23 protein-coding genes are annotated in these 19,127 nt (G+C 62.9%); 13 read left to right on the top strand and 10 right to left on the bottom strand.

What is annotated here, in order from left to right; all coding sequences use genetic code 11:
• Positions 1-3 precede the first annotated feature (3 nt).
• Positions 4-1,740 carry an arginine--tRNA ligase gene (gene argS / locus J3A71_RS01540; RefSeq protein ID WP_016489632.1) on the top strand — a complete coding sequence of 579 codons (1,737 nt, stop codon included), beginning with the start codon at positions 4-6 and terminating at the stop codon, positions 1,738-1,740.
• A 1-nt stretch (position 1,741) separates the two neighbouring features.
• Complete coding sequence (locus J3A71_RS01535; protein WP_016489633.1) at positions 1,742-2,440, top strand: SPOR domain-containing protein; 699 nt, start codon at positions 1,742-1,744, stop codon at positions 2,438-2,440.
• A 66-nt stretch (positions 2,441-2,506) separates the two neighbouring features.
• On the opposite strand, the gene J3A71_RS01530 is transcribed toward J3A71_RS01535, so the two are convergent.
• Positions 2,507-2,923: a TM2 domain-containing protein gene (locus tag J3A71_RS01530; protein ID WP_016489634.1), complete on the bottom strand. Its 417-nt coding sequence runs from the start codon at positions 2,921-2,923 to the stop codon at positions 2,507-2,509.
• Positions 2,924-3,089: 166 nt separating this feature from the next.
• Here J3A71_RS01530 and J3A71_RS01525 point away from each other — a divergent pair, with 166 nt between their 5' ends.
• A complete protein-coding gene (locus J3A71_RS01525; RefSeq protein ID WP_016489635.1) occupies positions 3,090-3,716 on the top strand; it encodes a C40 family peptidase in 627 nt (208 codons plus the stop codon).
• A 53-nt stretch (positions 3,717-3,769) separates the two neighbouring features.
• Here J3A71_RS01525 and J3A71_RS01520 read toward each other — a convergent pair whose 3' ends face one another.
• Positions 3,770-4,765, bottom strand: coding sequence for a PilT/PilU family type 4a pilus ATPase (locus J3A71_RS01520; RefSeq protein ID WP_016489636.1), 996 nt, complete (start codon positions 4,763-4,765; stop codon positions 3,770-3,772).
• 65 nt (positions 4,766-4,830) lie between these two features.
• Between J3A71_RS01520 and J3A71_RS01515 the strand changes: the two genes are divergently transcribed.
• The 9 genes from J3A71_RS01515 to J3A71_RS01475 all read left to right on the top strand — a co-directional run bounded on the left by J3A71_RS01515 (position 4,831) and on the right by J3A71_RS01475 (position 11,389).
• The gene (locus tag J3A71_RS01515; protein ID WP_096426874.1) at positions 4,831-5,517 is read left to right on the top strand and encodes a YggS family pyridoxal phosphate-dependent enzyme; all 687 of its coding nucleotides are present in this window, start codon (positions 4,831-4,833) and stop codon (positions 5,515-5,517) included.
• A 38-nt stretch (positions 5,518-5,555) separates the two neighbouring features.
• The gene (gene proC, locus J3A71_RS01510; RefSeq protein ID WP_016489638.1) at positions 5,556-6,374 is read left to right on the top strand and encodes a pyrroline-5-carboxylate reductase; all 819 of its coding nucleotides are present in this window, start codon (positions 5,556-5,558) and stop codon (positions 6,372-6,374) included.
• A gap of 10 nt (positions 6,375-6,384) precedes the next feature.
• Positions 6,385-6,975 (top strand): YggT family protein, encoded by a 591-nt coding sequence (locus J3A71_RS01505; protein ID WP_016489639.1) that lies wholly within the window; start codon positions 6,385-6,387, stop codon positions 6,973-6,975.
• 88 nt (positions 6,976-7,063) lie between these two features.
• Positions 7,064-8,203, top strand: coding sequence for a homoserine O-acetyltransferase (locus tag J3A71_RS01500; protein ID WP_016489640.1), 1,140 nt, complete (start codon positions 7,064-7,066; stop codon positions 8,201-8,203).
• A gap of 7 nt (positions 8,204-8,210) precedes the next feature.
• On the top strand, positions 8,211-8,831 hold the full coding sequence (metW, locus tag J3A71_RS01495) for a methionine biosynthesis protein MetW (RefSeq protein ID WP_016489641.1): 621 nt from the start codon (positions 8,211-8,213) through the stop codon (positions 8,829-8,831).
• Positions 8,832-8,853: 22 nt separating this feature from the next.
• On the top strand, positions 8,854-9,288 hold the full coding sequence (locus J3A71_RS01490; RefSeq protein WP_016489642.1) for a DUF4426 domain-containing protein: 435 nt from the start codon (positions 8,854-8,856) through the stop codon (positions 9,286-9,288).
• The gene (gene rdgB, locus J3A71_RS01485; protein ID WP_019097207.1) at positions 9,285-9,881 is read left to right on the top strand and encodes an RdgB/HAM1 family non-canonical purine NTP pyrophosphatase; all 597 of its coding nucleotides are present in this window, start codon (positions 9,285-9,287) and stop codon (positions 9,879-9,881) included. The genes J3A71_RS01490 and rdgB overlap by 4 nt, the downstream gene beginning before the upstream one ends.
• Entirely contained in the window at positions 9,878-11,053 is a 1,176-nt protein-coding gene (gene hemW, locus J3A71_RS01480) for a radical SAM family heme chaperone HemW (RefSeq protein WP_096426875.1), read from the top strand. The genes rdgB and hemW overlap by 4 nt, the downstream gene beginning before the upstream one ends.
• Positions 11,054-11,062: 9 nt before the next feature.
• On the top strand, positions 11,063-11,389 hold the full coding sequence (locus tag J3A71_RS01475) for a DUF3392 family protein (protein WP_016489645.1): 327 nt from the start codon (positions 11,063-11,065) through the stop codon (positions 11,387-11,389).
• A 203-nt stretch (positions 11,390-11,592) separates the two neighbouring features.
• On the opposite strand, the gene trmB is transcribed toward J3A71_RS01475, so the two are convergent.
• The 4 genes from trmB to J3A71_RS01455 all read right to left on the bottom strand — a co-directional run bounded on the left by trmB (position 11,593) and on the right by J3A71_RS01455 (position 13,866).
• Positions 11,593-12,315 (bottom strand): tRNA (guanosine(46)-N7)-methyltransferase TrmB, encoded by a 723-nt coding sequence (gene trmB / locus J3A71_RS01470; RefSeq protein WP_060516925.1) that lies wholly within the window; start codon positions 12,313-12,315, stop codon positions 11,593-11,595.
• A 9-nt stretch (positions 12,316-12,324) separates the two neighbouring features.
• Positions 12,325-13,137 (bottom strand): thiazole synthase, encoded by an 813-nt coding sequence (locus J3A71_RS01465; RefSeq protein ID WP_016489647.1) that lies wholly within the window; start codon positions 13,135-13,137, stop codon positions 12,325-12,327.
• A gap of 54 nt (positions 13,138-13,191) precedes the next feature.
• Entirely contained in the window at positions 13,192-13,392 is a 201-nt protein-coding gene (gene thiS, locus J3A71_RS01460; RefSeq protein WP_012274654.1) for a sulfur carrier protein ThiS, read from the bottom strand.
• 102 nt (positions 13,393-13,494) lie between these two features.
• Positions 13,495-13,866, bottom strand: a complete 372-nt coding sequence (locus J3A71_RS01455) for a DUF423 domain-containing protein (RefSeq protein ID WP_016489649.1) — start codon at positions 13,864-13,866, stop codon at positions 13,495-13,497.
• 64 nt (positions 13,867-13,930) lie between these two features.
• Here J3A71_RS01455 and mtgA point away from each other — a divergent pair, with 64 nt between their 5' ends.
• A complete protein-coding gene (gene mtgA / locus J3A71_RS01450) occupies positions 13,931-14,641 on the top strand; it encodes a monofunctional biosynthetic peptidoglycan transglycosylase (protein ID WP_060516946.1) in 711 nt (236 codons plus the stop codon).
• A gap of 134 nt (positions 14,642-14,775) precedes the next feature.
• Here the strand turns inward: mtgA and rpoH are convergent, their stop codons facing one another.
• The 4 genes from rpoH to ftsY form a co-directional block, all read right to left on the bottom strand.
• Positions 14,776-15,630 carry an RNA polymerase sigma factor RpoH gene (gene rpoH / locus J3A71_RS01445; protein ID WP_003249083.1) on the bottom strand — a complete coding sequence of 285 codons (855 nt, stop codon included), beginning with the start codon at positions 15,628-15,630 and terminating at the stop codon, positions 14,776-14,778.
• Between the two features lie 111 nt (positions 15,631-15,741).
• Positions 15,742-16,767: a permease-like cell division protein FtsX gene (gene ftsX, locus J3A71_RS01440; RefSeq protein WP_095116167.1), complete on the bottom strand. Its 1,026-nt coding sequence runs from the start codon at positions 16,765-16,767 to the stop codon at positions 15,742-15,744.
• Positions 16,764-17,435, bottom strand: coding sequence for a cell division ATP-binding protein FtsE (gene ftsE / locus J3A71_RS01435; protein WP_009684915.1), 672 nt, complete (start codon positions 17,433-17,435; stop codon positions 16,764-16,766). The genes ftsX and ftsE overlap by 4 nt, the downstream gene beginning before the upstream one ends.
• A 2-nt stretch (positions 17,436-17,437) precedes the next feature.
• On the bottom strand, positions 17,438-19,006 hold the full coding sequence (ftsY, locus tag J3A71_RS01430; RefSeq protein ID WP_102667588.1) for a signal recognition particle-docking protein FtsY: 1,569 nt from the start codon (positions 19,004-19,006) through the stop codon (positions 17,438-17,440).
• Between the last annotated feature and the right edge of the window lie 121 nt (positions 19,007-19,127).

The raw sequence follows: 19,127 nt of genomic DNA, 5'->3' as shown, positions 1-19,127 counted from the left end.
CCCATGAAAGACACCATTCGCCAGCTGATCCAGCAAGCCCTCACCCAACTCGTCACCGACGGTGTGCTGCCTGAAGGGCTGTCGCCGGCGATCCAGGTGGAAAACGCCCGGGACAAGACCCACGGCGACTTCGCCAGCAACATCGCCATGATGCTGGCCAAGCAGGCAGGCATGAAGCCACGCGACCTGGCCGAAAAACTGATCGCCGCCCTGCCGGCCAGCGCCGACATCAGCAAGGTGGAAATCGCTGGCCCCGGCTTCCTCAACTTCTTCCAGAACACCGACGCCTTGGCCAACCGCCTGGATGCTGCCCTGGCCGATGACCACCTGGGCGTGCGCAAGGCCGGCCCGAGCGAAAAGGTCGTCATCGACATGTCGGCGCCAAACCTGGCCAAAGAGATGCACGTCGGCCACCTACGCTCGACCATCATCGGTGACAGCGTCGCACGCGTGCTGGAATTTTTGGGTGACAACGTCATTCGCCAGAACCACGTCGGCGACTGGGGTACCCAGTTCGGCATGCTGATGGCCTACCTGCAGGAAAACCCGATCACCAGTGACGAGCTGTCAGACCTGGAAAACTTCTACCGGGCGGCGAAGAAACGCTTCGACGAATCGGAAGAGTTCGCCAATCGCGCCCGTGGCCTGGTGGTCAAGCTGCAGGCCGGCGACCCCGAGTGCCTGGCCCTGTGGACACGCTTCAAGGACATTTCGCTGTCGCACTGCCAGAAGACCTACGAGCTGCTCAACGTCAAGCTGACCATGGCCGACGTGATGGGCGAAAGCGCGTACAACGACGACCTGGCCAACGTGGTAGCCGAGCTCAAGGCCAAGGGCCTGTTGGTCGAGGACCAAGGCGCCCAATGCGTGTTCCTCGAGGAATTCAAGAACAGCGAAGGCGAACCACTGCCGGTGATCGTGCAGAAAGCCGACGGCGGCTACCTGTACGCCACCACCGACCTGGCCGCCGTGCGCTACCGCAGCAACGTACTCCACGCTGACCGCGCCCTGTACTTTGTCGACCAGCGCCAGGCCCTGCATTTTAACCAGGTGTTCGAAGTCGCCCGCCGCGCAGGCTTTGTCGGCCACCCGATGCAGATGGAGCACATGGGCTTCGGCACCATGAACGGCGCCGACGGCCGCCCGTTCAAGACCCGCGACGGCGGCACCGTCAAGCTGATCGACCTGCTCACCGAGGCCAAGGAGCGTGCCTACGCGCTGGTCAAGGAAAAGAACCCGAGCCTGGCCGACGAAGATCTGCGCCACATCGGCGAAGTGGTGGGCATTGGCGCAGTGAAGTACGCCGACCTGTCCAAGCACCGCACCAGCGACTACAGCTTCAACTTCGAGCTGATGCTCAACTTCGAAGGCAACACCGCTCCATACCTGCTGTACGCCTACACCCGCGTAGCCGGCGTGTTCCGCAAGCTGGGCAAGGGCTTTGACGAAGTCGACGGCAAGATCGTGCTGCAGGCCCCCCACGAGCAGGACCTGGCTGCGCGCCTGGCCCAGTTTGGCGAAACCCTCAACAGCGTCGCCGAAAAAGGCACGCCGCATGTGCTGTGCAGCTACCTGTACGACCTGGCCGGCCTGTTCTCCAGCTTCTACGAGAACTGCCCGATCCTGGCCGCCGAAACCCCGGAACAACAGCAGAGCCGCCTGCGTCTGGCCGCCCTGACCGGCCGCACCCTCAAACAAGGTCTGGAACTGCTCGGCCTGGAAACCCTGGAGCGCATGTAAGTTGGCTGCCAAGAAAAAACCCGCCCCCAAACGCGGCGCCAGCCGCCAGACGGCGCCGGCCAAACAGCCGATCCCTGGTTGGGTATGGATGGCCGTCGGCCTCACCGTCGGCGCGTTTATCGTGTTCCTGATGAAGCTCGAGCCAGGCGGCGAAGACATCAAGCGCGCCAAGCCCGAGCAACAGAAGGTGGAGAAAGCGGCCGAAGCCAGCAAGCCTGCGCAGGCCACCCCACAGCAGCCCGTGAAGCCGAAGTATGACTTCTACACGCTGCTGCCAGAGTCCGAGGTGATCGTGCCACCGGAGGCCGTGCCCGAGAAGACACCACCGGTACCCGCCCAGCCGGTGACCCCGGTAACGCCGGCAGAAGCTGCGAAGATCGACACCGCGCGCGCGCAGGCGGCATTGCTGGGCCAGACCCCGCCACCGCCCCCGCCGGTGATCAAGCCGGCAGCGACCACCCAGTATTTCCTGCAGGCCGGCTCGTTCCGCAAGCAGGCCGATGCCGACAAGGTCCGCGCGCAGATCATCCTGCTGGGCCAGTCGGTGAAGGTGGAGTCGGGTACGGTCAAGGACGAGACCTGGTACCGCGTACTGGTCGGGCCCTTCAGCAACCGCGAGCAACTGACCGGCGCGCAGAAGCAACTGGCCGGGGCCGGGTTCACCAACCTGCTGCTGCAACAACGGCAGACCCGGCAGTAACCCAGCAACAAAAAAGGCCTTGCCGCTTCGGTGCGACAAGGCCTTTTTCATTACCCGCAAAGCATTTCAACGCAAGGCGTTGCGCTCGGACACCTGGCTGTTCAATGTCCAGAAGTCGTACAGCACCCCCACCAGGAACAAGCCGCCAGTAAAGAAGTAAATGATCGCGGTGATCCATTTGCCCTGGTACAGCCGGTGCAGGCCGAACACCCCAAGGAAGGTCAGCAGAACCCAGGCGATGTTGTAATCGATGCGACCAGACTGGAACCGCAGATCGGCTTCACGGTCCATGGACGGGATCAGAAACAGGTCGATCAGCCAACCGATGCCCAGCAGGCCGAATGTAAAGAACCAGAGGGTTCCGGTAATCGGCTTGCCGTAATAGAACCGATGCGACCCGGTGAAGCCGAAAATCCACAGCAGGTAACCGATGGTCTTGCTATGGGTGTCGTGAAAGGGCGCCCCCTGTTGATAACTGTTCATGCATAGCCCTCGTGGGTTATCCGAAAATTTTCTAAAAAAAAATGTGACTTTCTCGTTGCAGGCCGACGTACGGCACCTGGGCAATCGACCAACGGATCAAAGATTGATCAAAAAGCTGTTATAAAGTTGCGCGCCCAACACATAACTATTCATAAGAGCTTCATCTATGCCGCCTTTGATCAAGACATGGCTGACCCTCTGCCTATTATTGCCCCTGGCCGCCCACGCCACCAATCGTGAGCAACGTCTTCCTAATGGTTTCACCGGCTATACCTCCAATGCCTCGGTGAAACACGCGCCGGTCAAACAGACCTCCCTGCGCACGCGACCAGGCAATGCCGCCAGCAACCGCGGCTTGCCTGTCGCTGCCATGTCGCCGAAGCAGAGCAGCGATGTGCTTAGCCGTGCGGTGAATGTGCTCGGCACCCCTTATGTTTGGGGTGGCAGCAGCCCGAAAAAAGGCTTTGACTGCAGCGGGCTGGTTAAATACGCCTTCAACGATGTCGCTGACGTCGACCTGCCGCGCACCTCCAATGCCATGGCCCAGGGCCACGGCGTCAAGGTAGCCAAGGGTGACCTGAAGCCTGGTGACCTGATCTTCTTCAACATCAAGAGCCGCCGCGTAAACCATGTTGCCATCTACCTGGGCAACGACCGCTTCATCCACGCACCCCGGCGTGGCAAGCGGGTAAGCATCGACAACCTGAGCAAGCCGTACTGGCAGAAGCACTACGTAGTGGCCAAGCGGGTGCTGCCGAAGGAACAGCAGCAGCTGAACCTGGCCAAGCGCTAACAGCGCCCGGCCTCTTCGCGGGCACGCCCGCGAAGAGGCCTGAGCATGCACTATCACCCTCTGATCAGTCCGCTCTCCTTAAGCCCCCGCATCGCCCCTTCCATCGTCCGCATCCCCTGCGACGCCCCGCCCTGCATCACCGAACATAACTGCGCCATTCGCCCCTCCCGAACCAGGTTGCGCACCGCCGGCGTCGCCACCAGCACTTCCCGCGCCGCCACCCGCCCACCGTCCACACGCCGGACCAGCGTCTGCACCACCACGAGGCGTAACGATTCGGCCAGCATTGCCCGCACCAACGGTTTTTCCTCGGCAGCAAATACCTCCACCAATCGGTCAATGCTGCTGGCCGCCGAGCGCGTATGCACGGTCGCCAGCACCAGGTGCCCGGTCTCGGCGGCGCGCAAGGCCAGGCGAACGGATTCCAGGTCCCGTAGCTCACCGATCATGATCACATCAGGGTCCTGGCGCAGCGCACTGCGCAGCCCCTGGGCGAACCCGCCGCTATGGCGGCCAATCTCACGCTGATTGATCAGGCTGCGCTGGCTGCTGTGGATAACTTCGACGGGGTCTTCGAGGGTGATGATATGCAGCGCCCGGTCGCGGTTCAGTTGGTCGAGCAAGGTCGCCAGGGTGCTGGACTTGCCACTGCCCGTAGGCCCACCTACCAGGACCAGGCCATCAGTGCACTGCGCAACAGCTTGATACACATCCCCTAGGTCGAGTTCACCGACCGTGGCGATCCGCCCCGGGATCAACCGGAAGGTAACCGCAGGGCCGTTCAACTGGCGAAACAGGTTCAGCCGAAAACGGCCCAGGGCGGGCAGCTGCAGCGCCAGGTCCAGCTCATCGCCCTCTGCCCATTGCCGCCGTTGGCGTTCAGCCAGCAAGGCCGCCATGCCGTCGGCCAGGTCTGCCGGCACCAACGCCGGCATGTCCAGGCGCTGCAAGTCGCCCTCAAGGCGCAGCATCGGGATCTGACCCGCCGCCAGGTGCAGGTCCGAAGCCCCTGCATCCACAGCACGGGCCAACAGGTCGGTCACATCCATGAGACTCCCCAAAGGCCTTCAAGTAGGTAGAATGCCGCAGACCCTACAGCCGTCGGCATCCGTCCATGTCCACCCTAGCAGACAACCTTTCCGCTATTTCCGCCCGTATTGCCAGCGCTGCCCAGGCTGCCGGGCGCGATCCGGCCAGCGTCCAGTTGCTGGCCGTGAGCAAGACCAAGCCCGCCAGCGCCATTCGCGAAATCCACGCCGCTGGCGTGCGCGATGTCGGGGAAAATTACCTACAAGAAGCGCTGACAAAGCAGCAGGCGCTAAGCGACCTGCCCTTGATCTGGCACTTCATCGGCCCCATTCAGTCGAACAAGACCAAAGCCATCGCCGAGCATTTCGACTGGGTGCATTCCGTGGACCGCCTGAAAATTGCCCAACGCCTGTCCGAGCAGCGCCCTGCCGGCCTGGCGCCACTGAACCTCTGCCTGCAAGTGAACGTGAGCGGCGAAGACAGCAAGTCTGGCTGCGCCCCCGCTGACCTTCCGGCCCTGGCCCAGGCAGTGGCCGGGCTGCCCAACCTGCGCTTGCGTGGGCTGATGGCAATCCCCGAGCCCACCGACGACCGCGCCGCCCAAGAGGCAGCGTTCACCCGCTTGCGCCAGCTGCAGGAAAGCCTGGGCCTTGGCCTGGACACGCTCTCCATGGGCATGAGCCACGACCTTGAAGCGGCTATTGCACAGGGTGCGACCTGGGTACGCATTGGTACCGCCCTGTTCGGCGCCCGCGACTACGGCCAACACTGACTCCATGCTTTACTCACTCTTCCCCACAAGGACCTGACATGAGCAAGACACGTATTGCCTTTATCGGCGCCGGCAACATGGCCGCCAGCCTGATCGGTGGTTTGCGTGCCCAGGGCCTGGACGCCTCGCAGATCCGCGCCAGCGACCCGGGCGTCGAGACCCGCACCCGTATCCAGGCCGAGCACGGCATCGAAACCTTCGAGCACAACGCCCAGGCCATCGACGGCGCTGACGTCATCGTGCTGGCGGTCAAGCCGCAGGTCATGAAAACCGTGTGCCAGGCCCTGCAACCCCACCTGCAGGATGGCCAGCTGATCGTTTCCATCGCCGCCGGCATCACCTGTGCCAGCCTGCAAAGCTGGGTGGGCGCTCGCCCGGTGGTGCGCTGCATGCCCAATACCCCAGCGCTGCTGCGCCAGGGCGTAAGCGGCCTGTACGCCACCGCTGAAGTGTCCGACGCGCAGCGCCAGCAGGCCGAACAGCTGCTGTCGGCCGTCGGCACTGCCCTGTGGCTGGAGCAGGAACAACAACTGGACGCTGTGACCGCTGTATCCGGCAGCGGCCCTGCGTATTTCTTCCTGCTGATTGAGGCCATGACGGCAGCGGGCGAAAAACTCGGCCTGCCACGTGAAACCGCCTCCCAGCTGACCTTGCAGACTGCCCTTGGTGCTGCCCGCATGGCGGTTGCAAGCGATGTCGATGCCGCCGAGCTGCGCCGCCGCGTCACCTCGCCCGCCGGCACTACCGAAGCGGCCATCAAGTCGTTCCAGGCCAGCGGCTTCGAAGCCATCGTCGAGCAGGCACTGCAGGCTGCGGCCACGCGCTCCGCCGAGCTGGCCGAACAACTGGGCAAATAAGGAGCTTTAGATGAATGCACTGTCTGGCGCCGCGATCTTCGTGGTGCAAACCCTGGTCAGCCTCTACCTGGTGATCGTCCTGCTGCGTTTTGTCCTGCAACTGGTCAAAGCCAACTTCTATAACCCGCTGTGCCAGTTCGCTGTGCGTGCCACGCAGCCGCTGCTCAAGCCGATCCGCCGGATCATCCCCAGCATCGGCGGGCTGGACACCTCGTCGCTGTTGCTGGCGATCGTCATCCAGGCGCTGCTGATGGGCTTTGTGCTGATGGTCACCTACGGCACCTTCGGTGACGTCCTGCACCTGCTGATGTGGGCGATCATTGGCATCACCTCGCTGTTCCTGAAAATTTTCTGGGTGGCGATGATTGTCATGGTGATCGTGTCTTGGGTTGCCCCCAACAGTCACAACCCGGCAGCGGAACTGGCCTACCAGATCAGCGAACCGGTGCTGGCACCGTTCCGCCGCATCGTGCCCAACCTGGGCGGCATGGACATCTCGCCGATCTTCGCCTTCCTGGCGATCCAGGTAATCCAGTCGTTCGTCATGCCCCCGCTGGCCGCCTACGCAGGCATGCCACAAGAACTGTGGCGCATGATCTGACCCTGGTTGCTTCCAGCGGCAAGCCTTTGCTTGCCGCTGGGGGTAGCGCTCTTTAGACTTACGCCTCCGTCAAGCGTGAGCAGGGTCGATGTCCACTGTCTTTCCCGAAGATTCCGTCGGTCTGGTAGTACCGCAAACCGCCCGGTTCGATGAACCGCTGGCACTGGCTTGTGGCCGCTCCCTGGCCAGTTACGAGCTGGTCTACGAGACCTATGGCACCCTGAACGCCAGCGCGAGCAACGCCGTGCTCATCTGCCATGCCCTGTCCGGCCACCACCATGCCGCTGGCTATCATGCCGCCACCGACCGCAAACCAGGCTGGTGGGACAGCTGCATTGGCCCTGGCAAACCGATCGACACCAACCGCTTCTTCGTCGTCAGCCTGAACAACCTTGGCGGCTGCAACGGCAGCACCGGCCCCAGCAGCGTCAACCCGGCCACCGGCAAGCCTTATGGCGCCGACTTCCCGGTACTGACCGTAGAGGACTGGGTGCACAGCCAGGTGCGCCTGGGCGAGCGCCTGGGCATCCAGCAATGGGCCGCTGTGGTCGGCGGCAGCCTGGGCGGCATGCAGGCACTGCAATGGACCATCAGCTACCCGGAGCGTGTGCGCCATTGCGTCGACATCGCCTCGGCCCCCAAGCTGTCGGCGCAGAACATCGCCTTCAACGAAGTGGCTCGCCAGGCAATCCTCACCGACCCCGAATTCCACGGCGGTTCGTTCCAGGACCAGGGCGTGATTCCCAAACGCGGCCTGATGCTGGCACGCATGGTCGGCCATATCACCTACCTGTCCGACGACTCGATGGGCGAAAAATTCGGCCGCGAGCTGAAGAGCGACAAGCTCAACTACGACTTCCACAGCGTCGAGTTCCAGGTCGAAAGCTACCTGCGCTACCAGGGCGAGGAGTTTTCCGGCCGTTTCGACGCCAACACCTACCTGCTGATGACCAAGGCGCTGGACTATTTCGACCCGGCCGCAGCCCAAGGCGGCGACCTGGCCGCTACCCTGGCCCACGTCAAAGCGGATTACTGCATCATGTCGTTCACCACCGACTGGCGCTTCTCGCCGGCCCGTTCGCGCGAGATCGTCGACGCCCTGATGGCTGCACGCAAGAACGTCTGCTACCTGGAGATCGACTCGCCTTACGGGCACGATGCCTTCCTGATCCCTACACCTCGCTATATGCAGGGCTTCTCGAACTACATGAACCGCATTGTCATCTGAGGACAGCATGAGAGCCGATCTGGAAATCATCCACGACTGGATCCCCGCCGGCAGCCGGGTACTTGACCTGGGCTGCGGCAGCGGCGAACTGCTGGCCTCGCTGCGTGACCGTAAACAGGTCACCGGCTATGGCCTGGAAATCGACGCCGACAACATCGCCGCCTGCGTGGCCAAAGGCGTCAACGTTATCGAGCAGGACCTGGACAAGGGCCTGGGCAACTTTGCCAGCAACAGCTTCGACGTCGTGATCATGACCCAGGCCCTGCAGGCCGTGGAGTACCCCGACCGCATCCTCGACGAGATGCTGCGCGTGGGCCGCCAGTGCATCATCACCTTCCCCAACTTCGGCCACTGGCGCTGCCGCTGGTACCTGGCGACCAAAGGCCGCATGCCAGTATCGGACTTCATGCCGTATACCTGGTACAACACGCCGAACATCCACTTCTGCACCTTCGCCGACTTCGAAGAACTGGTGCACGAACGCAGGGCCAAGGTACTAGACCGCCTGGCCGTCGATCACTTGCACCGCAACGGGTGGGGTGGCCGGCTATGGCCTAATCTTCTAGGTGAAATCGGCATCTATCGCGTCAGCAGCCCGGCCCTGCAAGAACATCAGCTCGCCGTCTGACGCCCACTGGAGGAATCGCACCATGCGTCGCCTAGCCCTGTTCCTGTTCAGCCTGTGCCTGGCATTGCCGGTACTGGCTGCCGATGCCGCCCGGCCCGAGCGCAAGGAAGTGTTTGGCGACGTGACGGTGCACTACAGCGCATTCACATCAAGCATGCTCACACCCGAGGTGGCCGCAGCCACCGGCCTGGTGCGCAGCAAGAACCAGGGCGTGCTCAACATTGCCGTGCTCAAGGCCGGCAAGCCCGCCCCGGCGCTGGTCAGCGGCACAGTCAAGGACCTGACCGGGCGCAGCAGCCCGCTGTCATTCAAGCAGGTTACCGAACAGGGCGCGGTGTACTACATCGCTCAGTTCAAGATCGAACAGCCAGAAACCGTCACCTTCGACCTGAACATCGAAACCGGCGGCATCAGCAACTCCCTCAGTTTCAATCAGGAAGTTTTCCCAGGCGAATGATGAATTTCCAGCAACTCGTATTGGCCAGCCATAACGCCGGCAAACTCAAGGAACTCCAGGCCATGCTCGGCCAGTCCGTGCAGCTGCGCTCGATTGGTGAGTTCAGCCAGGTCGAGCCCGAAGAAACCGGCCTGTCGTTCGTCGAGAACGCCATCCTCAAGGCACGCAATGCCGCGCGTATTTCCGGCCTGCCCGCCTTGGCCGACGATTCCGGCCTGGCCGTGGACTTCCTCGGTGGGGCGCCGGGCATTTACTCGGCACGCTATGCCGACGGCAAGGGTGACGCGGCGAACAACGCCAAACTGCTCGAGGCCCTGAAAGACGTGCCCGAGGCCGAACGCGGCGCACAGTTCGTCTGCGTCCTGGCGCTGGTGCGCCATGCCGACGACCCGCTGCCGATCCTGTGCGAAGGCCTGTGGCACGGCAGCATCCTGTTCGAGGCCAGCGGTGAGCACGGCTTTGGCTATGACCCGCTGTTCTGGGTACCGGAGCGCAACTGCTCCAGCGCCGACCTGGCCCCTGTGGATAAAAACCAGCTCAGCCACCGCGCCCGTGCCATGGCCCTGCTGCGCCAACGTCTGGGCCTGGCATGATCGCAACGCTGTCTTCACCCGGCGCGGCGGGCTTTACCAGCCTGCCGCCGCTGGCGCTGTACATCCACATACCGTGGTGCGTGCGCAAATGCCCTTATTGCGACTTCAACTCCCACGCTGCCGGGCCTGAACTGCCCGAAGACGCCTACGTCACAGCCCTGCTGGACGACCTGGACCAGGAGCAGGCCGCGGTACAGGGCCGCCCGATCAGCTCGATCTTCTTTGGTGGCGGTACGCCCAGCCTGTTCAGTGCCAACGCCTTGGGCCGGCTGCTACGCGGCGTGGAACAACGCATCCCGTTCGCCCCAGACATCGAAATCACGCTGGAGGCCAACCCGGGCACGTTTGAGCAGGACAAGTTCAAGGCCTACCGGCAAACCGGCATCAACCGCCTGTCCATCGGCGTACAGAGCTTCCAGGCCGCCAAGCTGGAGGCACTGGGGCGCATACACAATGGTGACGAAGCAGTCCGTGCCGCCGGCATGGCGCGTGCCGCGGGCTTCGACAACTTCAACATGGACCTGATGCATGGCCTGCCCGACCAATCACTGGATGACGCACTGGGCGACCTGCGACAGGCCATCGACCTTGGGCCGACGCACCTGTCTTGGTACCAGCTGACCGTGGAGCCGAACACGGTGTTCTGGAACCAGCCGCCAGAGCTGCCCGAAGACGACATCCTCTGGGACATCCAGGAAGCCGGCCAGGCATTGATGGCCAAGCACGGGTTCCGCCAGTACGAAGTCTCGGCCTACGCCCAGGCGAGCCGTGCTGCGCAACACAACCTCAACTACTGGCGTTTCGGCGACTTCATAGGTATTGGTGCCGGTGCCCACGGCAAACTGACCTTCGCCGACGGGCGCATCCTGCGCACCTGGAAAACCCGCCTGCCCAAGGACTACCTTAACCTGGCCAAACCGTTCAAGGCCGGCGAGAAGCTGCTGCCGGTCGACGAGCTGCCGTTCGAATTCCTGATGAACGCCCTGCGGCTTACCGATGGCGTGGAGGCCGAACTGTTCACCCAGCGCACGGGATTGCCGCTGGCACAGCTGCGCGAGGCACGCCGCGCCGCCGAACAAAAGGGCCTTTTACAGGTCGAACCGGATCGACTGGCAGCCACGCCAAGGGGCCAGTTGTTTCTCAATGACCTGCTGCAGTATTTCTTGACCTAAGGATGACCCATGGATCTGGTACTTGATCTGCTCGCGACGGTTTCCCGCTGGAGCCGCAGCAACCTGTCGGAGATTTCACTGGCCTTGGTAGGCTGCCTGCTGGTGCTGTTCGGCACCGATGTCAAAGCCTGGGCCGAGCAACGCCTGGGTGGGCTGGCGGGCGCACTGCGGGTGCCGTTCATGGCGCTGATGGTGGTGGTCGGCAGCGGTGCAGCGCTAATCTATGCCACGCCGTGGGTAGTGAAGGGGTTGGGCCAGTTCAACAACTACGCGCTGGCGCCGGTGTTGCTGGTGGTGCTGGTCTTGATTGGCGTGGTGGCTGATCGCAGGGGTTGATTCCACCTACAAAGGCCCTTGCAAGGGCCACTGCCTTGCTCAAAATCTGACGGTTGCGTAATTTCTGTGGGGATGTTTGAGGTGAAGTCTCAGAGCCAAGGATACTCAGTCCTGGCGCTCACAAAAAAACCGCCTTTCTCAAGGCGGTTTTTTTCGCCTGCATTTCTGCAAGCACCAGCACATCGAAGGGCCAGATCAGCCGATCAATCCGCCTTCTCGAACTTCAAATCCCACACCCCATGCCCCAGCCGCTCACCGCGGCGCTCGAATTTGGTGATCGGGCGCTCTTCCGGGCGTGGCACGTAGGTGCCGTCAGCCGCACGGTTGCGGTAGCCCGGGGCGGCGCTCATCACTTCCAGCATGTACTCGGCATACGGTTCCCAGTCGGTGGCCATGTGGAACACGCCACCAGGCTTGAGTTTGCGACGGACCAGCTCGGCAAACTCAAGCTGTACGATGCGGCGCTTGTGGTGGCGCGCCTTGTGCCAAGGGTCGGGGAAGAACAGCATCAGGCGGTCGAGGCTGTTGTCCGCCACACAGCGGTTCAGCACTTCGATGGCATCGCAGTCGTACACACGCAGGTTCTTAAGCCCCTGGGTCAGTACGCCGTTGAGCAGCGCGCCAACACCCGGGCGGTGCACTTCCACACCGATGAAGTCCTGCTCAGGTGCGGCAGCAGCCATTTCCAGCAAGGAATGGCCCATGCCGAAGCCGATCTCCAGGGTGCGCGGCGCCGACCGGCCGAATACCTGGTCATAGTCCACCGGGCTGTCGGCCAGCGGCAGGATGTACAGCGGGCCGCCCTGATCCAGGCCGCGTTGCTGGCCTTCGGTCATGCGCCCGGCGCGCATCACGAAGCTCTTGATGCGGCGGTGTGGGCGGGCTTCGCCGTCGGGAGTGATCGGCGTATCGTGCGATTCAGTCATCAGGAGCTCTTACTTGATCAGACCATCCAGCGGCGAAGAGGCGCTGGCATAGAGTTTCTTCGGCATACGGCCGGCCAGGTAGGCCATACGACCGGCGACAATGGCGTGCTTCATGGCTTCGGCCATCAGCACCGGCTGCTGGGCGTGGGCGATGGCCGAGTTCATCAGCACCGCCTCGCAACCCATTTCCATGGCGATGGTGGCGTCGGAAGCAGTACCCACGCCGGCATCGACCAGCACCGGCACCTTGGACTCTTCCAGAATGATCTGCAGGTTGTAGGGGTTGCAGATACCCAGGCCAGTGCCAATCAGGCCAGCCAGCGGCATGACCGCGATGCAGCCGGCTTCAGCCAGCTGGCGGGCGATGATCGGGTCGTCGCTGGTGTACACCATCACGTCGAAACCTTCCTTGACCAGCACTTCGGCGGCCTTGAGGGTTTCGATCACATTGGGGAACAGGGTTTTCTGGTCGGCCAGCACTTCCAGCTTTACCAGCGTCCGGGACTCGTGCGATTTGCGCCCGTCGAGCAGTTCGCGGGCCAGACGGCAGGTACGTACCGCTTCTACCGCGTCAAAGCAGCCTGCAGTGTTCGGCAGGATGGTGTACTTGTCGGGCGACAGTACGTCGAGCAGGTTCGGCTCGCCCGCATTCTGACCAAGGTTGGTGCGGCGCACGGCGACGGTGACGATTTCGGCACCCGAGGCCTCGGTGGCCAGGCGGGTTTCTTCCATGTCACGGTACTTGCCGGTACCGACCAGCAGGCGCGACTGAAAAGTGCGCCCGGCCAGGGTGAAGGGCTTGTCGCTACGAACGTTGCTCATCGTTGTTCCTCGGGAAAAGGTTGCTGGGCTTGCTTGTAAACCGCCGGGCTGCTGTCAGCCGCCACCGATGGCGTGGACCACTTCGACCTGGTCGCCGTCGTTCAGCAGCGTGCTGTCGTGCTGGCTACGCGGCACGATATCCAGGTTCAGTTCCACTGCCACACGGCGCCCGGCCAGCTCCAGGCGCGTCAGCAGGGCTGCAACGCTTTCGCCAGCAGGCAGTTCGTAAGGTTCACCGTTCAGTTGAATGCGCATGCGCACGGCCACCATTGTTCTTTGGGGCCCGCATTCTAGCGCCGAACCGGCCTGCAACCCAAGGCCGGTGCACGCCATTAGTCGCGATTGTGGACCACTCGGTCAGCCCAGTCGCCAAGCTGCCAGGCCCAGGCACAGCCAGCCGGCCAGGAAGCACAGGCCGCCAATCGGGGTGATCATGCCCAGCTTGCCCACCCCGCTGAGGGTCAGCAGGTACAGGCTGCCGGAAAACAGCACTATCCCTAGCGCAAACAGGCCGCCAGCCCAGCCAACCAGGCGCCCGGGCAGGTGCGCCGATAGCACGGCGACACCGAAGATCGCCAGGGCATGCACCAGCTGGTAGGTCACGCCAGTGTGGAAGATCGCCAGGTAGTCTGCCGTCAGCCGGCTTTTCAGGCCATGGGCGGCGAAGGCACCCAGGGCGACCCCGGTAAAGCCGAAAAAGGCGGCAAGCATCAGGAAGCTGCGAAGCATGGGACGACTCCTTGTATCGGGTCTGTATAATGGCCCCTTCCACCCGTACGGCCAAGCCATCGCCATGCTGCCAACCTTTATCCGTCGCCTCTTCCGCGCCCTGCTCTGGTTCGCTGCCGGCAGCGTCGTGCTGGTACTGGTGTTCCGCTGGGTGCCACCGCCCGGCACGGCGCTGATGGTCGAGCGAAAGGTCCAGTCCTGGGTTAATGGCGAGCCGATCGACCTGCAGCGCGACTGGGAGCCGTGGGAGAACATCTCCGATGAGCTCAAGGTCGCGGTCATTGCTGGCGAGGACCAAAAATTCGCCACTCACTGGGGGTTCGACATCCCGGCCATCCAGGCGGCGCTGGCCTACAACGAGCGTGGCGGCAATGTGCGCGGGGCCAGCACCCTGACCCAGCAAGTGGCCAAGAACCTGTTCCTGTGGTCCGGGCGCAGTTGGTTCCGTAAAGGGCTAGAGGCCTGGTTCACCGCGCTGATTGAGCTGTTCTGGTCGAAAGAGCGCATTCTCGAGGTTTACCTGAACAGTGCCGAATGGGGCAAGGGCGTGTTTGGTGCGCAGGCGGCGGCGCGCTATCACTTTGGTGTCGATGCCAGCCGACTCAGCCGCCAGCAGGCCGCACAACTGGCTGCGGTGCTGCCAAGCCCGATCAAGTGGAGTGCCAGCAGGCCAAGTACCTACGTGGCCAGCCGGGCTGGCTGGATTCGCCGGCAAATGAGCCAGTTGGGCGGGCCCGGTTACCTGATGCAGCTGGATACATCGCGCAAGCCTTGAGTTTTGCGGTGATGCGCAAATCGAGCGCCGCCCGCGCGGCGCTCGATCTCACGGGCGTCACAACATTCACGCCGAGCACAAAAAAGCCGCTCGCCCCATCGGGGCCAGCGGCTTTCTCTACAACCAAGGCTCGATCAGGCTGCGATCAGTGCCTTGACCTTGTTCATCGCATTCTTCTCCAGCTGGCGAATCCGCTCAGCCGATACGCTGTACTTGTCGGCCAGCTCATGCAACGTGGCCTTCTCTTCCGCCAGCCAGCGCTGGTAGAGAATATCGCGGCTACGTTCGTCCAGACCTTGCAGTGCCTCGTGCAGGTTGCTGGTGGAGTTGTCGCTCCAATCGGCATCTTCCAACTGCACCGCCGGGTCGTAACGGTGGTCTTCCAGGTAATGCGCAGGCGACTGGAAGGCGCTGTCGTCGTCAGCTTCTGCTGCCGGGTCGAAGGCCATGTCCTGGCCACTGAGGCGGCTTTCCATCTCGCGCACTTCACGCGGCTCGACACCAAGGCTTTCTGCCACGCGATGCACTTCGTCGTTGTTCAGCCAGGCAAGACGCTTCTTCTGGCTGCGCAGGTTGAAGAACAGCTTGCGCTGGGCCTTGGTGGTGGCCACCTTGACGATGCGCCAGTTGCGCAGGATGAACTCGTGGATTTCTGCCTTGATCCAGTGCACGGCGAACGACACCAGGCGCACGCCCATCTCCGGGTTGAAGCGCTTGACGGCTTTCATCAGGCCGACGTTGCCTTCCTGGATCAGGTCGGCCTGGGCCAGCCCGTAGCCTGCATAGCTACGGGCGATGTGTACGACGAAACGCAGGTGGGCCATCACCATTTGACGAGCGGCCTCGACATCCTGCTCATAATAGAGACGCTCGCCCAGATCACGCTCCTGCTCGACCGTCAGCAGCGGAATGCTGTTGACCGTGTGCACATAGGCTTCCAGGTTTGCACCGGGTACCAGGGCATAGGCAGGTTGCAACGATGTGGTCATTCAAGAACCTCCGACTTACTAAACTCGCGCCTTGTGGGCACTGCCAACATTGACCTGGAACGACGGTACAAGTTCCGTAGTGAAGAAAATGTCAATGCTGGCACGTAAAAACTATCGCGGCGCCAGCTCGTTCAAGTGGCGGGCGACGGCAATCCATGCACCGATATACCCCAACAACACCGCTCCGATCAAGAGCGACAGACCATCGGACGCCGGCACCCCACCCAGGGCGAAGTCACTGCCGTACAGCCCGGAAAGCCCTACCACCGCGTCGTTGAGCCAGTTCAGGCCAAACGCCAGGATACCCCAAGCCAGCAGGCCCGCACCCAGGCCATACAGGGCGCCCATGTACAGGAAAGGCCGGCGCACGTAGGCGTCAGTGCCGCCTACCAACTTGATCACTTCAATTTCCACACGGCGGTTTTCAATGTGTAGACGAATTGTGTTACCGATTACTAACAGAAGCGCAGAAATCAGCATCACGGCCAGGCCGAAGACAAAGCGGTCACCCAGTTTGAGGATTGCCGCCAGGCGCTCGACCCACACCAGGTCCAGTTGCGCCACTTCCACCCGCGACAGCTCCGACAGGCGCTGACGCAAGGCGTCCAGGGCCGGCTTGTCGACCTCGGTCGGGGTCACTACCACCACCCCTGGTAGCGGGTTGTCGGGCAGTTCGCGCAGGGCCTCGCCCAGACCGGACTGCTGCTGGAATTCTTCCAGTGCCTGCTCGCGACTGACGAATTGCGCGTCCGCCACACCCGGCATGCCCTTGATCTCGTCGCGCAGCGCTTCGCCATCGCGGCTGCCAGCATCGAGCTTGAGGTACAGCGATATTTGCGCAGCGCGCTGCCACGAACCGCCAAGCTGCTCGACGTTCTTCAGCAGCAACGACAGGCCCATGGGCATGCTCAGCGCCACCGCCATCACCAGGCAGGTGAAAAAGCTGCCGATCGGCTGCTTGCCCAGGCGGCGCAGGCTGTCGGCCATGCTGGCACGGTGGCTTTCCAGCCAGGCATGCAGCAGCGTACGGAAATCCGGGCCGTCATCGTCTTCGCCGCGCTTTTTCTTCGTCGGCTGCGGGTCGGCAGGCTTTGGCGCAACCCGCTCGGAAACCTTCGGCGTACGTGTAGTGCTCATTGCCCGGCCTCCCCATCGCCGATCAAGCGGCCGCGCTGCAAGGTCAGCATGCGGTGGCGCATGCGCGCAATCAGTGCCAGGTCGTGGCTGGCGATCAATACCGTGGTCCCCAGGCGGTTGATGTCCTCGAACACACCCATGATCTCTGCTGCCAGGCGCGGGTCGAGGTTACCGGTGGGTTCGTCGGCCAGCAGCAGGGCCGGCTGGTGAACGATGGCGCGGGCGATACCCACCCGCTGCTGCTGCCCGGTAGACAGGTCGGCCGGGAACAGCTCGCCCTTGTCGGCCAGCGAGACACGCTCCAGGGCCGAGTCCACACGTTTGGCGATCTCGGCCTTGGACAGGCCAAGAATCTGCAGGGGCAAGGCGATGTTGTTGAACACAGTGCGGTCGAACAACAATTGGTGGTTCTGGAACACCACGCCGATCTGCCGACGCAGGAACGGGATCTGCGCATTGCTGATCTGGCCCAGGTCCTGCCCTGCCAGCATGAGCTTGCCGCTGGTCGGGCGCTCCATGGCCAGCAACAGACGCAGCAAGGTGCTCTTGCCAGCGCCCGAGTGGCCGGTGACGAACAGGAATTCGCCCCGGCGCGCCCGGAAACTCAGCTCATGCAAACCCACATGACCGTTGGGATAGCGCTTGGCAACCTGTTCGAATCGGATCATGGTCAGTCTCGCTCGGCGAACAGAGCCTTCACGAACGGCTCGGCTTCGAAGGTGCGCAGGTCATCGATACCTTCACCGACACCGATGAAGCGAATCGGGATGTTGAACTGCTTGGCCAGGGCGAAGATCACCCCGCCTTTGGCAGTGCCGTCCAGCTTGGTCAGGGCCAGACCGGTCAGTTCGACGCTCTGGTTGAAGTACTTGGCCTGGCTGATGGCGTTCTGGCCGGTGCCGGCATCGAGTACCAGCAACACCTCGTGCGGTGCGTCGGCGTCCAGCTTGCCAATGACCCGGCGGACCTTTTTCAGCTCCTCCATCAGGTTGTCTTTGGTGTGCAGGCGGCCGGCAGTGTCGGCGATCAGCACGTCGGCGCCACGGGCCTTGGCGGCCTGCACTGCGTCGAAGATCACCGACGCAGAGTCGGCGCCGGTATGCTGGGCAATCACCGGAATCTGATTACGCTCGCCCCACACCTGCAACTGCTCGACCGCCGCAGCACGGAAGGTATCACCGGCAGCCAGCATCACTTTCTTGCCTTCGAGCTGCAGTTTTTTCGCCAGTTTGCCGATGGTGGTGGTCTTGCCGGCGCCGTTCACGCCGACCACCAGGATCACATAGGGTTTGTTCTGCGCCTGCACTTTCAGCGGCTGCTCGACCGGGCGCAGCAGCGCGGCCAGTTCTTCCTGCAGCGACTTGTACAGCGCGTCGGCGTCGGCCAGCTGCTTGCGTGCGACCTTCTGGGTCAGGTTCTGGACGATGGCCGAGGTGGCTTCTACACCGACGTCGGCGGTCAGCAGGCGCGTCTCGATTTCGTCGAGCAGGTCATCGTCGATGACCTTCTTGCCGAGGAACAGGCTGGCCATGCCTTCGCCGATGCTGGCGCTGGTCTTGGACAAGCCCTGCTTGAGGCGGGCAAAGAAGCCGGGTTTGGCTTGTTCGGCAACGGTTGCGGCAGCGACAGGCTCGGGCTCTGCCTGCACGGGCTCTGCTACCGGACGCTCGGGAATCGCTGGCGGGGCCTTAGGCTCCAGGTCAGGGACGAGCGCGACGGGCTCCTCGGCAACGGGCAGGACCAGGTTGCTGACCGGGGGTTCGACAGCCTGAAGGGCCGGGGCTGCAACTGGCGCAGGGGTTTCGAGCTGCGGGGCCGCAGGTTCCGCATTCGCGGGCACGCCCGCTCCCACAGGGGCGGGGGCCGGCTCAGGAGCTGGGGTAACCACCGGGGCAGGTGCTGGCTCAGGGACCGGTGCAACCACCGGGGCAGGTACTGGCTCAGGAACCGGGGCAGGTACTGGCTCAGGAACCGGGGCAGCCACCGGGGCAGGTGCTGGCTCAGCAGCCCGAGGGGCCTCAGTTGCAGTTGCGGGTGCTTCAGCAACCACCGGCTCGACCGGAGCAGCTTCAGGGTGCTCGACGGCAGACGGCGGCGCTACAGGCTCTGCAGCCTGGGATTCAGGGACTTGTGGCTGTTCGGCGACAGGTTGCTGCGGCTTCTTGCGAAACCAGCTGAACAGGCCTTTCTTCTCGCCAGCCTCGGCCGGCGCTTTTTTGTCGTCGTTGGAACCAAACATGGAGGACGGCTATCTCAGGGTAGCGATGAGCCAGCAATGGCACATCGGGAATTCTCTCTACGCAGAACAGACTATCTTGAAGCCGGCTGGTTCATGCGCAACGTTTTGTCGTAGTGTCCTG

Origin of the sequence: Pseudomonas sp. PvP089 (genome assembly GCF_017875165.1) — a bacterium.
Lineage (GTDB): Bacteria > Pseudomonadota > Gammaproteobacteria > Pseudomonadales > Pseudomonadaceae > Aquipseudomonas > Aquipseudomonas fortuita.
This window is presented reverse-complemented; position numbering and strand designations above follow the sequence as displayed.

Coding starts and splice junctions, on each gene's coding strand:
- ftsX (WP_095116167.1), bottom strand. CDS start 16,767: ATGAGCACTACACGTACGCCGAAGGTTTCCGAGCGGGTTGCGCCAAAG.
- J3A71_RS01490 (WP_016489642.1), top strand. CDS start 8,854: ATGCGTCGCCTAGCCCTGTTCCTGTTCAGCCTGTGCCTGGCATTGCCG.
- trmB (WP_060516925.1), bottom strand. CDS start 12,315: ATGACTGAATCGCACGATACGCCGATCACTCCCGACGGCGAAGCCCGC.
- thiS (WP_012274654.1), bottom strand. CDS start 13,392: ATGCGCATTCAACTGAACGGTGAACCTTACGAACTGCCTGCTGGCGAA.
- J3A71_RS01505 (WP_016489639.1), top strand. CDS start 6,385: ATGAATGCACTGTCTGGCGCCGCGATCTTCGTGGTGCAAACCCTGGTC.
- J3A71_RS01530 (WP_016489634.1), bottom strand. CDS start 2,923: ATGAACAGTTATCAACAGGGGGCGCCCTTTCACGACACCCATAGCAAG.
- mtgA (WP_060516946.1), top strand. CDS start 13,931: ATGCTGCCAACCTTTATCCGTCGCCTCTTCCGCGCCCTGCTCTGGTTC.
- hemW (WP_096426875.1), top strand. CDS start 9,878: ATGATCGCAACGCTGTCTTCACCCGGCGCGGCGGGCTTTACCAGCCTG.
- J3A71_RS01455 (WP_016489649.1), bottom strand. CDS start 13,866: ATGCTTCGCAGCTTCCTGATGCTTGCCGCCTTTTTCGGCTTTACCGGG.
- J3A71_RS01515 (WP_096426874.1), top strand. CDS start 4,831: ATGTCCACCCTAGCAGACAACCTTTCCGCTATTTCCGCCCGTATTGCC.
- proC (WP_016489638.1), top strand. CDS start 5,556: ATGAGCAAGACACGTATTGCCTTTATCGGCGCCGGCAACATGGCCGCC.
- metW (WP_016489641.1), top strand. CDS start 8,211: ATGAGAGCCGATCTGGAAATCATCCACGACTGGATCCCCGCCGGCAGC.
- J3A71_RS01475 (WP_016489645.1), top strand. CDS start 11,063: ATGGATCTGGTACTTGATCTGCTCGCGACGGTTTCCCGCTGGAGCCGC.
- J3A71_RS01520 (WP_016489636.1), bottom strand. CDS start 4,765: ATGGATGTGACCGACCTGTTGGCCCGTGCTGTGGATGCAGGGGCTTCG.
- J3A71_RS01500 (WP_016489640.1), top strand. CDS start 7,064: ATGTCCACTGTCTTTCCCGAAGATTCCGTCGGTCTGGTAGTACCGCAA.
- ftsY (WP_102667588.1), bottom strand. CDS start 19,006: ATGTTTGGTTCCAACGACGACAAAAAAGCGCCGGCCGAGGCTGGCGAG.
- J3A71_RS01525 (WP_016489635.1), top strand. CDS start 3,090: ATGCCGCCTTTGATCAAGACATGGCTGACCCTCTGCCTATTATTGCCC.
- rpoH (WP_003249083.1), bottom strand. CDS start 15,630: ATGACCACATCGTTGCAACCTGCCTATGCCCTGGTACCCGGTGCAAAC.
- J3A71_RS01465 (WP_016489647.1), bottom strand. CDS start 13,137: ATGAGCAACGTTCGTAGCGACAAGCCCTTCACCCTGGCCGGGCGCACT.
- ftsE (WP_009684915.1), bottom strand. CDS start 17,435: ATGATCCGATTCGAACAGGTTGCCAAGCGCTATCCCAACGGTCATGTG.
- argS (WP_016489632.1), top strand. CDS start 4: ATGAAAGACACCATTCGCCAGCTGATCCAGCAAGCCCTCACCCAACTC.
- rdgB (WP_019097207.1), top strand. CDS start 9,285: ATGATGAATTTCCAGCAACTCGTATTGGCCAGCCATAACGCCGGCAAA.